The organism is Klebsiella sp. JN_Kp121 (assembly GCF_040062145.1).
Lineage (GTDB): Bacteria > Pseudomonadota > Gammaproteobacteria > Enterobacterales > Enterobacteriaceae > Klebsiella > Klebsiella aerogenes.
Genome location: NZ_JBEAHX010000027.1, coordinates 111,729 through 126,211 on the forward strand (window position 1 = coordinate 111,729; position 14,483 = coordinate 126,211).

Below are 14,483 nucleotides of genomic sequence, written 5' to 3' on the forward strand. Positions count from 1 at the left end.
ATTACAAACGAACCGGGTCGATATGCCAGATATGTTTGGCGTACTCCTGGATCGTGCGGTCGGATGAGAAATAGCCCATATTGGCGATGTTCATCATCGCTTTATTGGCCCACTCCTCCGGATGGCGGTACAGCTCGTCCACCTTATCCTGGCAATCAACGTAGCTGCGGTAGTCCGCCAGTACCTGATAGTGGTCGCCAAAGTTGATCAGCGAATCCAGCAGGTCGCGGTAGCGGCCAGGCTCCGAAGGACTGAACAGGCCGGTGCCAATCTGCGTCAACGCCTGATGCAGCTCCTCATCCTGCTCATAATAGTCGCGCGGTTTATAGCCGTTACTGCGCAGGGCTTCTACCTGTTCCGCGGTATTACCGAAGATAAAGATATTGTCCTCGCCGACGTGCTCCAGCATTTCAACGTTAGCGCCATCCAGCGTACCAATGGTTAGCGCGCCGTTGAGCGCAAACTTCATATTGCTGGTACCGGACGCTTCCGTTCCCGCCAACGAAATCTGCTCGGAGAGATCCGCCGCCGGGATAATCAGCTGCGCCAGGCTCACGCTGTAGTTGGGGATAAACACCACTTTTAGCTTATCGCCAATCTGCGGATCGTTGTTTACCACCGCCGCTACATCGTTGATCAGATGAATAATATGCTTCGCCATGTAGTAAGCCGACGCGGCCTTGCCGGCGAAGATATTCACCCGCGGCACCCACTCCGCCTGCGGATCGGCTTTGATCCGATTGTAGCGGGTGATGACGTGCAGGATATTCATCAGCTGGCGTTTATATTCGTGGATGCGTTTGATCTGCACATCAAACAGCGCCTTAGGATTGACCACCACGTTCAACTGCTGGGCGATATAGTTCGCCAGCCGCTGCTTATTCTCAAGCTTGGCGCGGCGCACCGCCTGGTTCACCGTCGGATAATCAATATGCTGCTGCAGATCGCTTAGTTGGCTTAAGTCGGTGCGCCAGGTGTGGCCGATATTCTCATCCAGCACCTGCGACAGCGGCGGGTTCGCCAACGCCAGCCAGCGCCGCGGCGTGACGCCGTTGGTGACGTTGGTAAAGCGCATCGGGAAAATCTTCGCAAACTCGGCAAACAGCGACTCAACCATTAAGCGAGAATGCAGCTCTGACACGCCGTTGACTTTATGGCTGACGACAACCGCCAGCCACGCCATACGCACCCGGCGACCATTGGATTCATCAATGATCGAGGTACGGCTCAGCAGCGCGGTATCGTTGGGATACTGCTCCTGCAGCGTCTTGAGGAAGTAATCGTTAATCTCGAAGATAATCTGCAGATGGCGCGGCAGGATTTTCCCCAGCATATCGACCGGCCAGGTCTCCAGCGCTTCGCTCATCAACGTATGGTTGGTATAGGAGAAGACCTGGCAGGTCACCTCGAAGGCTTCATCCCAGCTAAATTTGTGCTCATCGATCAGCAGACGCATCAGCTCAGGGATCGACAGCACCGGGTGGGTGTCATTGAGGTGAATGGCGATTTTCGCCGCCAGATTGTCGTAGGTGCGGTGCAGCTGGTAGTGGCGGCTGAGGATATCCTGTACCGTCGCCGAGACCAGGAAATACTCCTGACGCAGGCGCAGCTCGCGCCCGGAATAGGTGGAGTCATCCGGGTACAGCACCCGCGAAACGTTCTCGGAGTGGTTCTTATCTTCCACCGCCGCAAAGTAGTCGCCCTGGTTGAATTTACCGAGGTTGATTTCGCTACTGGCCTGCGCGCTCCACAGACGCAGGGTGTTGGTGGCATCGGTATCGAAACCGGGGATAATCTGATCGTAGGCTTCAGCGATAATCTCTTCGGTCTCTATCCAGCGGGTATTTTTCCCTTCCTGCTGCACGCGGCCGCCGAAACGCACTTTATAGCGCGTATTGTGGCGTTCGAACTCCCACGGGTTGCCGTACTCCAGCCAGTAATCCGGCGACTCTTTCTGCCGCCCGTCGACGATGTTCTGCTTGAACATCCCATAGTCGTAGCGGATACCGTAGCCGCGGCCCGGCAGGCCCAGTGTCGCCAGAGAATCGAGGAAGCAGGCGGCCAGGCGCCCTAAACCGCCGTTGCCTAAACCGGGGTCGTTTTCTTCATCAATAAGCTCTTCCAGATCGAGCCCCATATCGGCCAGCGCATTATTCACATCTTCATAAATCCCTAACGACAGCAGCGCGTTAGAGAGGGTGCGGCCAATCAAAAACTCCATCGACAGATAGTAAACCTGCCGCACTTCCTGCGACAGCTGGGCGCGGTTTGAACGCAGCCAGCGCTCGACCATGCGGTCGCGAACGGCGAACAGGGTGGCGTTCAGCCATTCGTGTTTGTTGGCGATCGCCGGATCTTTGCCGATGATAAACATCAGCTTATACGCGATAGAATGCTTTAACGCCTCAACGCTCAGCGTGGGTGATGCATAACTAAAGGGTGCATTCATAGCCATAGCTCCTGTGGTTACATCAAGCGTTGATAGAGTTCACGATAGGATTTCGCCGCCACCTGCCAGCTAAAGTCCATATTCATCGCCTGACGCTGAACGTAGCGCCACAGCGATGGCCGCGACCACAACACAAAGGTGCGCCGGATGGCCCGCAGCAACGATACCGCGTTACTGTCCTCAAAGACAAAGCCGCTGGCGACACCATCGGCGAGGTTTTCCAGCGAACAGTCGGCCACGGTATCGGCGAGACCGCCGGTGCGGCGCACCAGCGGCAGGGTGCCGTATTTCAGGCCATACAGCTGAGTCAGGCCGCACGGTTCAAAGCGGCTGGGAACCAGAATCACATCGGCGCCGCCCATGATGCGGTGCGAAAACGCCTCGTGATAGCCAATCTGCACGCCGACCTGGCCCGGATGTTCGGCGGCGGCGGCGAGGAAGCCCTCCTGCAGGACCGGATCGCCGGCACCCAGCAGCGCCAGTTGCCCGCCCTGCTCCAGCAGGCCCGGCAGCGCCTCCAGCACCAGATCCAGCCCTTTTTGGCTGGTCAGGCGGCTCACCACGGCGAACAGCGGCGCTTTGTCATCCACCTTCAGCCCCATGGCGATTTGCAGCTGCCGTTTATTCTCGGCTTTCTCTTCGAGGCTATCGCGGTCATAGCGCGCCGCCAGCAGCAGATCGCTTTGCGGATTCCAGATAGCATCATCGACGCCGTTAAGGATGCCGGACAAGCGGCCCTCATGTTGGCGCTGGCGCAACAACCCTTCCATGCCGTAGGCGTATTGCGGTTCGGTGATTTCCCTCGCGTAGGTTGGGCTCACCGCCGTGATATGGTCGGCATAGTACAGCCCGGCTTTGAGGAACGAGATCTGGCCGTTAAATTCGAGGCCGTGCATGTTATAGAACGACCACGGCAGTTCTATCTCATTCATATGCCAGGAGTAAAACATTCCCTGGTAGGCGAGATTGTGCACCGTAAACACCGATTTCGCCGGACGGCCGCGCGCCGCCAGATAGGCCGGCGTCAGGCCCGCGTGCCAGTCATGGGCGTGCACCACCTCCGGGCGCCAGAATGGATCCAGCCCGCAGGCCATTTCGCTCCCCACCCAGCCGAGCAGCGCAAAGCGCAGCACGTTGTCGGTATAGGCGTTCATGTTGGCGTCGTGATACGGGCTCCCCGGACGATCGTAGAGATGCGGCGCGTCGATCAGATAGATACCGACGCCGTTAAAATGGCCGAACAGCAGGGTGATGCGCCCGGCAAAGGTATCCCGGCGGGTGACGACCTGCGCGTCGGTAATCCCGCGGCGGATATCCGGATACCCCGGCAGCAGCACGCGGGTATCCACGCCGTCTGCGATCTGCGCCGCAGGCAGCGCGCCGATAACGTCAGCCAGACCGCCGGTTTTTAACAACGGGAACATCTCTGAACATACGTGTAAAACCTGCATTATCGCTCCTGTTTGTGCCCCAGTTTCCGCAGCATGTCGCGCGTAACCAGCACGATCCCTTCTTCTGAACGATAGAAGCGGCTGGCATCTTCTTCCGCATTCTCCCCAATGACCATCCCTTCCGGGATGACGCAGGCGCGATCTATCACGCAGCGGCGCAGGCGGCACGAGCGCCCGACCCAGACATCCGGCAATAAGACTGCCGAATCAATGTTACAAAACGAATTCACCCGCACTCGCGGGAACAGCACCGACTGCACCACCACCGAGCCCGAGATAATGCAGCCGCCGGAAACCAGCGAGTTCAGCGTCATGCCGTGACTGCCGGAGCGGTCCTGGACGAACTTCGCCGGCGGCAGCGATTCCATATGGGTACGGATAGGCCAGTGCTGGTCGTACATATCCAGCTCCGGCGTCACCGAGGCCAGATCGAGGTTGGCCTTCCAGTAGGCTTCCAGTGTCCCGACATCGCGCCAGTACGGCTCGGCTTGCGGGTCGGATTGCACGCAGGAGAGCGGGAAAGGATGTGCATAAGCCATGCCAGCTTCGGTAATTTTCGGGATGATATCTTTGCCGAAGTCGTGGCTGGAGTTTTCGTCGAGATCGTCGGCGGCCAGCAGTTCATAAAGGTAATCCGCATCAAAGACATAGATGCCCATACTGGCAAGCGAGCGGGTAGCGTCGTTCGGCATCGCCGGCGGGTTGGCCGGTTTCTCGACGAACTCGATGATCTTCTCGCTTTCGTCGACCGCCATCACGCCAAAGGCGGATGCTTCTTCGATGGGCACCGGCATACAGGCGACGGTGCAGCGCGCGCCTTTTTCGACATGGTCGATCAGCATGCGCGAGTAATCTTGTTTGTAGATGTGGTCGCCGGCGAGGATCACCACATATTCGGCTTTATAGCGACGAATAATGTCGAGGTTCTGCGTCACCGCATCGGCCGTACCGCGATACCAGTTTTCACCGTGTACCCGCTGCTGCGCCGGCAGCAGATCGACGAACTCGTTCATCTCTTCGCTGAAGAAAGACCAGCCTCGCTGGATATGCTGCACCAGAGTGTGCGATTGATACTGGGTAATCACGCCGATGCGGCGAATACCTGAGTTAAGACAGTTAGATAACGCGAAGTCGATAATACGGAACTTACCGCCAAAGTGGACGGCAGGCTTCGCGCGCTTAATGGTTAAATCCTTAAGCCGGGTACCACGCCCGCCAGCAAGGATCAGCGCCACCGATTTGAGAGGAAGTTGACGCGCCAGCATCAACGGATCGTTCTTTTCTAGCCCAACCATGATTAACTCCTTTTGATTCCCCTGCTTCACGGCCCATTCATCATGAACACGCCGAAAACCCCCAGGGACTACGACCTTTGAAATACGCAAACTCCGTGCGCGGGCCCATGCCAGACAGCCATGATGACCGGATTATCCTCTCCGGCGAATGGAGGAATGGCGCGCCACTCCCCCGCGGGTAAAACCATATCCGCCACCTCCGCGGTGGCATTCAGCGCGATCAGCCAGCGATCGGATAACAGGATTTGCAGCCGCGCGGCGCCATGTTGCCACTCGTCGGCGTTTAACGGTTCTCCGCGCTGATTGAGCCAGCTCACGTTGCCGTCCTGCTCCTGCCACCACTGATTACGGGTTAATGCAGGAATGCGCCGACGCAGGTGGATAAGCGCGGCGACAAACGCGGTTAACCCGTGATTTGCCCGCCGCCAGTCCAGCCAGGTCAAGGCATTGTCCTGACAGTACGCATTATTGTTGCCGTGCTGGCTATGGCCATGCTCATCGCCCGCCAGCAGCATCGGCGTTCCTTGCGACAGCAGCAACGTGGTCAGGAGCGCATGTACGCTATCGCGCCGCCGCTCAATCACGGCAAGATTGGCTTCTAATCCCTCTATACCATGATTGTTGCTGTAGTTATTGTTAGTCCCATCGCGATTCTCTTCGCCGTTTGCCTGATTGTGTTTCTGATTGAAACAGACGCAATCACGTAGGGTGAATCCATCATGCGCCGTGATCAGATTGATCGTCGCCGCAGGCCGTTTGCCATCGCGGGCAAAGAGATCGCTGGAGGCGGCGAAGCGCTGGGCGAAGTCACCCAACGACACGTTTTGTTGCAACCAGAAACGGCGCGCGGTATCGCGAAAATGGTCGTTCCATTCGGCAAACAGCGGTGGGAAGTTCCCCACCTGATAACCGCCCTGGCCAATATCCCAGGGTTCGGCAATCAGCTTGAGCGCCGACAATACCGGGTCGCGGCGAATGGCCTCAAACAGCGGCGCGTCCTGACGAAATTCCGGCGTACGCCCCATCACCGACGCCAGGTCGAAGCGAAAACCGTCAACGTGGCATTCATCAACCCAAAAGCGCAGGCACTGCAGGGCATACTCCACCACGCCGGGATGACTGAGGTTGAGCGTGTTACCGCAGCCGGTCCAGTTGTGATAATCGCCGTCGTCCCTGATCCAATAATAGCTGCGGTTATCGATACCGCGCAGGGAGACTGTCGGCCCTTCAAGATCGATTTCCGCACTATGGTTCAGCACGATATCGAGGATCACCTCGATGCCCGCCGCGTGCAGCGCCTTCACCGCATCGCGGAACTCATCGAGCGCCCGCTGCGGCTGGCTGGCGTAGCGCGGCTCCAGCGCAAACAGCGCCAGCGGGTTGTAGCCCCAGTAGTTGCTCAGCCCCATCCGCTGCAGGCGAGGTTCGCTGGCGAACTGCGCCACCGGCATCAGCTCCAGCGCGGTAATACCCAGACGGCGAAAATAATCGATCATCAGCGGGTGGCCCAGCGCCTGATAGGTGCCGAGGATCGCCTCCGGCAGCTCCGGATGCAGCCAGGTCAACCCTTTGACGTGGGCTTCATAAATAACCGTTTCGCCCCAAGGCGTGCGCGGCGGTTTATCACCGAGCCAGTCGTAATGCAGATCAACCACCTGGGATTTTGGCGCAATGGCTGCGCTATCGCGGGCATCCGGCTCATACATACCGCCATGCAGACGCTCGTCGTCCAGCAGTTCGCCCGCCACCTGATGCGCGCAAGGGTCGAGCAGCAGCTTGGCCGGATTGAAGCGATGCCCCTGCGCCGGATCCCACGGCCCGTGCACCCGATAACCGTAGCGTAGCCCCGGACGCGCATCGGCCAGCCAGCCGTGCCAGATATCGCCGCTGCGCGCCGGGAGGTCGTAGCGCCGCTCGTTGCCCTGCTGGTCGAACACGCAGAGCTCCACCCGCTCGGCGTGGGCGGAAAAAAGGGTGAAGTTCACCCCTTTGCCGTCATAGCTGGCGCCCAAAGGCGTCGGTTTTCCTGCGGCAAGCGTCGTCATCAGGCCTCCCGTACCAGCCAGATGGTCGCCAGCGGCGGCAGGGTAATCGACAACGAATGCTGACGGCCATGGCTGGCGACGGGCTCGCTCTCAACCACTCCGCCATTTCCGGCGTTACTGCCGTGATAATGCATCGAGTCGGTGTTCAATTCTTCGCGCCAGCGTCCCGGCTGGTTGATGCCGAAACGGTAGTTGTGCCGCGGCACCGGGGTAAAGTTGCTGGCGACGATAATCTCATTGCCGGCTTTATCGCGGCGCACAAAGATAAATACCGAACGCTCATGATCGTCGACCACCAGCCATTCGAAGCCGTAGGGATCGAAATCAAGCTCGTGCAGCGCTTTATGGTGACGGTAGGTGTGGTTCAGGTCGCGCACCAGTCGCTGGACGCCGTGGTGCCAGTTGTCGCCGCCCTCCAGCAGATGCCAGTCGAGACTGGCGTCGTGGTTCCACTCGCGGCCCTGGGCGAATTCATTGCCCATAAACAGCAGCTTTTTGCCCGGAAAGGCAAACAGCCAGCCGTAGTAGGCGCGCAGGTTGGCAAAGCGCTGCCATGCGTCCCCCGGCATGCGGTCGAGAATCGATTTTTTGCCGTGCACCACTTCATCGTGGGAGAGCGGCAGCACGAAGTTCTCGGTGTAGTTGTAGAGCATGCCGAAGGTCATTTTGTCGTGATGGTAGCGACGATGGACAGGATCGAGCTTCATATAGTCCAGCGTGTCGTGCATCCAACCGAGATTCCATTTGAACCAGAAGCCGAGGCCGCCGTCGGCGGGCGGGCGCGTCACGCCGGCAAAATCGGTGGACTCTTCCGCCATCGTTACCGCCCCTGGCGTCTGCTCGCCGAGAATACGGTTGGTGTTACGCAGAAACTCGATCGCTTCGAGATTTTCCCGCCCGCCGTATTCGTTGGGGATCCACTCGCCCGCTTTACGGCTATAGTCGCGGTAGATCATCGACGCCACCGCGTCGACGCGCAGCGCATCAATGCCGAAGCGCTCGATCCAGTACAGCGCGTTACCCACCAGGTAATTGCTGACTTCGCGGCGGCCGTAGTTATAGATAAGGGTATTCCAGTCCTGGTGATAACCTTCGCGCGGATCGCTGTGTTCATACAGCGAGGTGCCGTCAAATGAGGCCAGCGCAAAATCATCCGCCGGAAAATGACCCGGAACCCAATCGAGTATCACGTTAAGGCCTGCGGCGTGGGCGGCATCGATGAAATAGCGGAAATCTTCACGGGTGCCGAAGCGGCGTGTCGGCGCGTAGAGGCCGGTCGGCTGGTAACCCCAGCTACCGTCGAACGGGTGTTCGTTCACCGGCAGCAGTTCGAGGTGGGTGAAGCCCATCCATTTTGCATATGGCACCAGTTGGTCTGCCAGTTCGCGGTAGCTAAGCCAGAAGTTATTGTCGGTATGGCGGCGCCAGGAACCGAGGTGCACTTCATAAATAGAGATCGGCGCATCAAACTGGTTCGCGGCTTTGCGCGCCGCCGGCTGTTCGACTTTCGGCGGCAAATCGCAGATAAGCGACGCGCTTTCCGGGCGCATCTGCGACTCAAAGGCGTAAGGATCGGCTTTGACGCGTAGATTGCCATGAGCGTCGATCAGCTCGAATTTATACAGTTGGCCATTAAGCGCGCCGGGAATGAAGAGTTCCCAGATACCGGACTCTTTACGCAGGCGCATGGGATGGCGTCGGCCATCCCAGTAGTTAAATTGCCCCACCACCGAGACCCGGCGGGCGTTTGGCGCCCAGACCGAAAAGCGTGTACCGGTGACGCCATCCATAGTGTCGGCGTGCGCGCCCAGGGTTTCGTAAGGGCGCAGGTGCGTTCCCTCGGACAACAGCCAGGCATCAACGTCCTGCAGCAGCGGGCCGAAACGGTAAGGGTCGTCAATCAGGTTTTGCTGTCCATGCCAGGTGACGGCCAGCTGGTAGCGAAAAGCGTTTTTACGCCGCGGCAGCAGGCCGCTAAAGAATCCGCGCGAGTCGAGGCATTCGAGTTTGCCGACTTTACGCCCGGTTTTCGGTTCAATAACCCACACTTCGGTGGCATCTGGTAATAATGCGCGAACTTCCAGCCCCGCCTCGGTGCGGTGCATGCCAAGCACGGAAAAGGGATCCGCGAAATGACCTGCAATCAGCGCATTAATCACGTCTCTATCGATTCGATTCGACATGCTTTCATCCTGTTGTAAGTGTCGCCCTTTCCTGTAACCGGCGACTTTTTTGACCTGAACGGCGCAGCACCAACGTGCATCCTCCTGCTCCGTCCCACCTTCAGGTAAGGAACTCCTTACTTAAAGCATAGCCAAGGCTGCGTTACCTCCGTGGGGAAAAATCCAACATCCGCGTTTACTCCTTGTATTACGCAAAAAAAAGGGGTGTATCCACACCCCTTATCGTTTGTCCTGCGTTTACGCCAGCTGTCGTAGCATGCGGCGCAACGGTTCGGCGGCGCCCCACAGCAGCTGGTCGCCGACGGTAAAGGCCGACAGGTACTCAGGACCCATGTTCAGTTTACGCAGGCGCCCTACCGGGGTGGTCAGGGTGCCGGTCACCGCGGCTGGGGTCAGCTCGCGCATGGTGATGTCGCGATCGTTTGGCACCACTTTGGCCCACGGGTTATGCGCGGCCAGCAGTTCCTCAACGGTCGGGATAGAAACATCTTTCTTCAGCTTGATGGTAAACGCCTGGCTGTGGCAGCGCAGCGCGCCGACGCGCACACACAGACCATCGACCGGGATCGGCGACGCGGTGGCGAGAATTTTGTTCGTCTCCGCCTGGCCTTTCCATTCTTCGCGGCTCTGGCCGTTATCAAGCTGTTTGTCGATCCATGGGATCAGGCTGCCCGCCAGCGGCACGCCAAAGTTATCGACCGGCAGATCGCCGCTGCGGGTCAGCGACGTCACTTTGCGCTCGATATCGAGAATCGCGGAAGCCGGGTTCGCCAGCTCGCTTGCCACGTGGCCATGCAGTTGGCCCATCTGGCTCAGCAGTTCGCGCATATGACGCGCGCCGCCGCCGGAAGCCGCCTGGTAAGTCGCCACGCTGACCCACTCCACCAGGTCATGGGCAAACAGGCCGCCGAGGGACATCAGCATCAGGCTCACCGTACAGTTGCCGCCGACGAAGGTTTTGATGCCGTTATTCAGGCCAGCGGTAATGACATCCTGGTTAACCGGGTCGAGAATAATGATCGCATCGTCTTTCATGCGCAGCGAAGACGCCGCGTCAATCCAGTACCCCTGCCAGCCGCTTTCGCGCAGCTTCGGGTAAATCTCGTTGGTGTAATCGCCGCCCTGGCAGGTAACAATAATGTCCAGCGCCTTCAGCGCTTCCAGATCGAATGCATCCTGAAGCGTCCCCCCGGTACTGCCGCCGAATGACGGCGCGGGCTGACCCAGCTGAGAGGTGGAGAAGAAAACAGGGCGAATGGCGTCGAAATCACGCTCTTCCACCATGCGTTGCATGAGAACAGAGCCGACCATTCCACGCCAACCGATAAAACCAACATTTTTCATAACGTATTCCTGCGAGGTGTGTGCTGTTAGTGCCAGGCCAGTTTCCAACTGGGATGTCCTTCACATTACAAAATGCAGCTAAAGTCGCAAGTGAAATTAATCAATGATTGCGCGCCAATCAGAAAAGCAACTTATCCCACACTCCGCCCACCGTCGCTGGTAGTCATAAAAAGCGTAAAGATTATCGGGCAAATAACCCGCGTAATGGAATATTTTCCGTCGCTATTTTATTGATCCTGATTATGGATTCAGCACGAAAAATATCGCTTTCACGCTTGCGAAAAAAAACGGATAAAGCCTTGTGTCGCAAGGCCTGACGAGCGATACGATCATTGTCGTAGCGCTGATATTCACGGCAAAAGGAAGTGGAAAAGAGGGGAAAAAAGCGTGTTACCGAAGAGAATTCAGGATAAGCGGCATTACCCTGATTTTTCCCCGGATACCGTGGTGGTGTCCGGGGAAATTATTTTTGCTTAGCTCAGCAGCTGGAAGGCAATCATCCCGACGATGGCGCCGGTGGTGCCAAGGATGGTTTCCATCATCGTCCAGGTTTTCAGCGTCTGCGCTTCGCTGGCGCCGGTAAACTTACCGAACAGCCAGAAGCCGGCATCGTTCACGTGGCTCACCACAATCGAACCACCCGCGATACAGATGGAGAGAGCCGCCATTTGCGCGCCGCTGTAGTTCAGTTGCTCAATGACCGGCATTACCAGGCCGACCGCCGTGAGACACGCCACGGTCGCGGAGCCCTGAATAATACGTACGGCAGCCGCCAGCACGAAGCAGGTAATCGCAATCGGCAGACCCAGGCCAGTCAGCCCTTCGCCGAGCGCCGGGCCGACGCCGGAGTCCACCAGCACCTGCTTGAAGACGCCGCCTGCGCCAATCACCAGCAGAATAATACCCGCCGGCTGCAGCGCCGCGCCGCAGATCTCCATCACGCGATCTTTCGCCATCCCCTGACGTACCGCCAGGCCGTAAATCGCTACCAGGCAGGCAACCAGAATCGCGGTGAATGGGTGGCCGATAAACTCGAACCATTCATAGGCGGTGGATCCCACCGGCACAAAGCGCGCGGCGATGGTTTTCAGGCCGACCAGCACCAGCGGCAGCAGGATCAGCGAGAGGCTAAAGCCGAAGGACGGCATTTTACCTTCGCCGAGATGCGGTTCGCTGATATCGTCAGGAATGTGCAGCTCAACATAGCGGCTGATGAAGTTACCCCACAGCGGGCCGGCGATAATCATCCCCGGAATAGCGGCGCAGAGGCCAATCAGAATCATCCAGCCGAAATCGGCGTGCATCTGCGAAGCCAGCAGCATCGGCGCGGGCCCCGGCAGCAGGAATGCCGCGGCGGCGGCGACGCCGGCGAACAGCGGGATCACCAGCTTCACAAGGTTAGTGCCGGTATGGCGCGCCATGGAAAACGCGACGCTAATCAGCAGCACGATCGCCACTTCGAAGAACAGCGGCAGCGCGCAGATAAGGCCGGCAAGACCAATCGCATAATGCGCGCGGTTGTGGCCGAAGGACTTCAGCATTTTTACCGCAATCTGGTCGACCGCACCGGTTTCATGCAAAATTTTACCGAACATCGCGCCCAGCGCGACGACTATCGCCAGGAAGCCCAGCGTGCCGCCCATCCCTTTTTCCATCGTCGCCGCGATTTTATCCAGCGGCATACCGGAAAAGAGACCTGCGCCAATAGAAACCACCATTAAAGCCACGAAGGCGTGCATACGCGCCTTCATGACTAAAAACAGCAGCAGCAATACCGAGCCGACTGCTGTTAAAACAAGCGTTAAAGTACTCACTAGTTACTGCCTTTGTTAATCACCTCAATGGTGCTGGCGACCACGCCTTCCAGTGACTGGTCGATATCGACGATAAGCACATCGCTTTCGTCAGCGCCTGGTTCCTGCAGTGTTTCAAACTGCGTCACCAACATTTGGGTTTTGAAGAAGTGCCCTTTACGCGCCTTCAGACGGCTTTCAATCACGTCGAAGTCACCTTTCAGGTAGATAAAGGAGAGGTTCGGGTTGCCCTTGCGCAGAATGTCGCGGTAGCTTTTTTTCAGCGCCGAGCAGACGATCAGCGAAACTTTGTTGGTGCGCTGCATGGCAAATGCCGCGTCATTCAACGCCTGCAGCCACGGGGTGCGATCATCGTCGTTCAGCGGCTCGCCGGAAGCCATCTTGGTGATGTTGCTGCGCGGATGCAGAAAATCGCCATCGAGAAACGCGCCTTTCAGTTGATGCGCCACTTCGCTGGCGACGGCGGATTTACCACTGCCGGAAACGCCCATCAGGACATAGACGTGGTGATCATGGTTAGTCGTGCTCAAAGCGTCCTCCCACTGGACTGGTACGCCGCGCCGGGGCTGACTGATACAGCGCGAAAGCGGCGTACTGGTTAATGATTACGGGCAAGTGTTACGGGTAACTGTTATCGGTAACATTGTCATGCCGGACCCTGGGAGAAGCAATAACCATTCGTGCCAGATGTGAATATGTGTGATCTACTTCAAACTTGTCGGTTTAAATAGATCCACCCGGTGACAATGTGAAACCTAAATCTAACATCTTAGGGGTAATCGTCTCACCGCGGATGCGCGCCAGCAGACGCTCGGCGCCGATGCGCCCCATGCGCTCACGCGGGGTCAGTACGCTGGCGAGACGCGGCTCCATCACCTGACCGATATCGTGACCGTGGAAACCGGCTATCGCCATGTCGTCCGGGATTTTCAGCCCCAGACGCTGGCACTCGAACGCCGCGCCGACCGCGAGGTCATCGTTGGTGCAGAAGATGCCGTCGAGCTGCGGATATTCGCGACGCGCTTGACGCATCAGCTCAATCCCTGACGAGTAGGAAGAGGATTGCTCCACCATCACGCTGTAGGGCGTCATGCCGGCATCGAGCATCGCCTGCTCGTACCCCTTCTGTTTGATGATAGTACGTTCATCCAGACGCGCGCCGAGATAAGCAACGTGGCGGTGACCGCGGGCGATAATCGCCGCCGTCATCTGCCGCGCCGCTTCGAAGTTATCGAAACCGACGGCAATGTCGAGGCACGGCGACTGGCTGTCCATCAGCTCAACCACCGGGATCCCGGCCACTTCAATCATTTTCAACGTGCGCGGCGTGTGGGTACGTTCAGTGAGGATCAGGCCGTCAATATTCCAGGAGAGCATTGATTCGAGGCGCTTCTCTTCCATCTCCGGCTTATAACCATAGTGCGCAAGCATGGTTTGATAGCCGAAGGCGTCGGTGACGCTTTCAATGCCGCGCAACACTTCCGAGAAGACCTGGTTGGTTAACGAGGGCAGCAGCACGCCGATGGCGCGGCTGGTGGCGTTGGAGAGAATGTCAGGAGCGCGATTGGGAATATAACCCAGCTCATCGAGTGCAACGGCAATCTTGCCACGCAGGGCCTCAGAAACCTGTTCCGGGTTACGTAAATAGCGACTGACCGTCATTTTGGTCACGCCGACAAGATCGGCTACATCCTGAAGTACGGGTCTTTTCTTTTTCATCGTCCTGACTGTGATCGGCTGGGAAACATTTTCTCAGTTTATCACGGACAAAGCGCAACCTTCCCGGAGAAAAAAGGGCCAAAAGATTTATTTAGAGTTGATACGCAAAATCATTCAAGTTGCATTGAGGCGGCAACGCAACGAATCCCCGGAAGCGTACAAAGGGTACGCGCCCGGGGTGAG

At 57.9% G+C, this 14,483-nt stretch carries 9 protein-coding genes; all 9 read right to left on the reverse strand.

The annotated features are described in order from the left end of the window. Position 1: 1 nt before the first annotated feature. Positions 2–2,449, reverse strand: coding sequence for a glycogen phosphorylase (gene glgP / locus ABLU86_RS19045; RefSeq protein WP_015369347.1), 2,448 nt, complete (start codon positions 2,447–2,449; stop codon positions 2–4). A gap of 17 nt (positions 2,450–2,466) precedes the next feature. Continuing rightward, a complete protein-coding gene (glgA, locus tag ABLU86_RS19050) occupies positions 2,467–3,900 on the reverse strand; it encodes a glycogen synthase GlgA (protein ID WP_015369346.1) in 1,434 nt (477 codons plus the stop codon). Continuing rightward, the gene (gene glgC / locus ABLU86_RS19055) at positions 3,900–5,195 is read right to left on the reverse strand and encodes a glucose-1-phosphate adenylyltransferase (protein ID WP_015703688.1); all 1,296 of its coding nucleotides are present in this window, start codon (positions 5,193–5,195) and stop codon (positions 3,900–3,902) included. Before glgC ends, glgA begins: the two co-directional genes overlap by 1 nt. 68 nt (positions 5,196–5,263) lie before the next feature. Beyond that, positions 5,264–7,240, reverse strand: a complete 1,977-nt coding sequence (glgX, locus tag ABLU86_RS19060) for a glycogen debranching protein GlgX (RefSeq protein ID WP_348796419.1) — start codon at positions 7,238–7,240, stop codon at positions 5,264–5,266. After that, positions 7,240–9,423 (reverse strand): 1,4-alpha-glucan branching enzyme, encoded by a 2,184-nt coding sequence (gene glgB, locus ABLU86_RS19065; protein ID WP_015703690.1) that lies wholly within the window; start codon positions 9,421–9,423, stop codon positions 7,240–7,242. The genes glgX and glgB overlap by 1 nt, the downstream gene beginning before the upstream one ends. A 237-nt stretch (positions 9,424–9,660) precedes the next feature. Then, positions 9,661–10,767 carry an aspartate-semialdehyde dehydrogenase gene (asd, locus tag ABLU86_RS19070; protein WP_015369342.1) on the reverse strand — a complete coding sequence of 369 codons (1,107 nt, stop codon included), beginning with the start codon at positions 10,765–10,767 and terminating at the stop codon, positions 9,661–9,663. Positions 10,768–11,240: 473 nt separating this feature from the next. Next, positions 11,241–12,581 carry a gluconate transporter gene (gntU, locus tag ABLU86_RS19075; protein ID WP_348796420.1) on the reverse strand — a complete coding sequence of 447 codons (1,341 nt, stop codon included), beginning with the start codon at positions 12,579–12,581 and terminating at the stop codon, positions 11,241–11,243. Then, positions 12,581–13,111, reverse strand: a complete 531-nt coding sequence (gene gntK, locus ABLU86_RS19080; RefSeq protein ID WP_059304493.1) for a gluconokinase — start codon at positions 13,109–13,111, stop codon at positions 12,581–12,583. The genes gntU and gntK overlap by 1 nt, the downstream gene beginning before the upstream one ends. 193 nt (positions 13,112–13,304) lie before the next feature. Beyond that, positions 13,305–14,300, reverse strand: a complete 996-nt coding sequence (gene gntR, locus ABLU86_RS19085; protein ID WP_015369338.1) for a gluconate operon transcriptional repressor GntR — start codon at positions 14,298–14,300, stop codon at positions 13,305–13,307. Positions 14,301–14,483 lie beyond the last annotated feature (183 nt).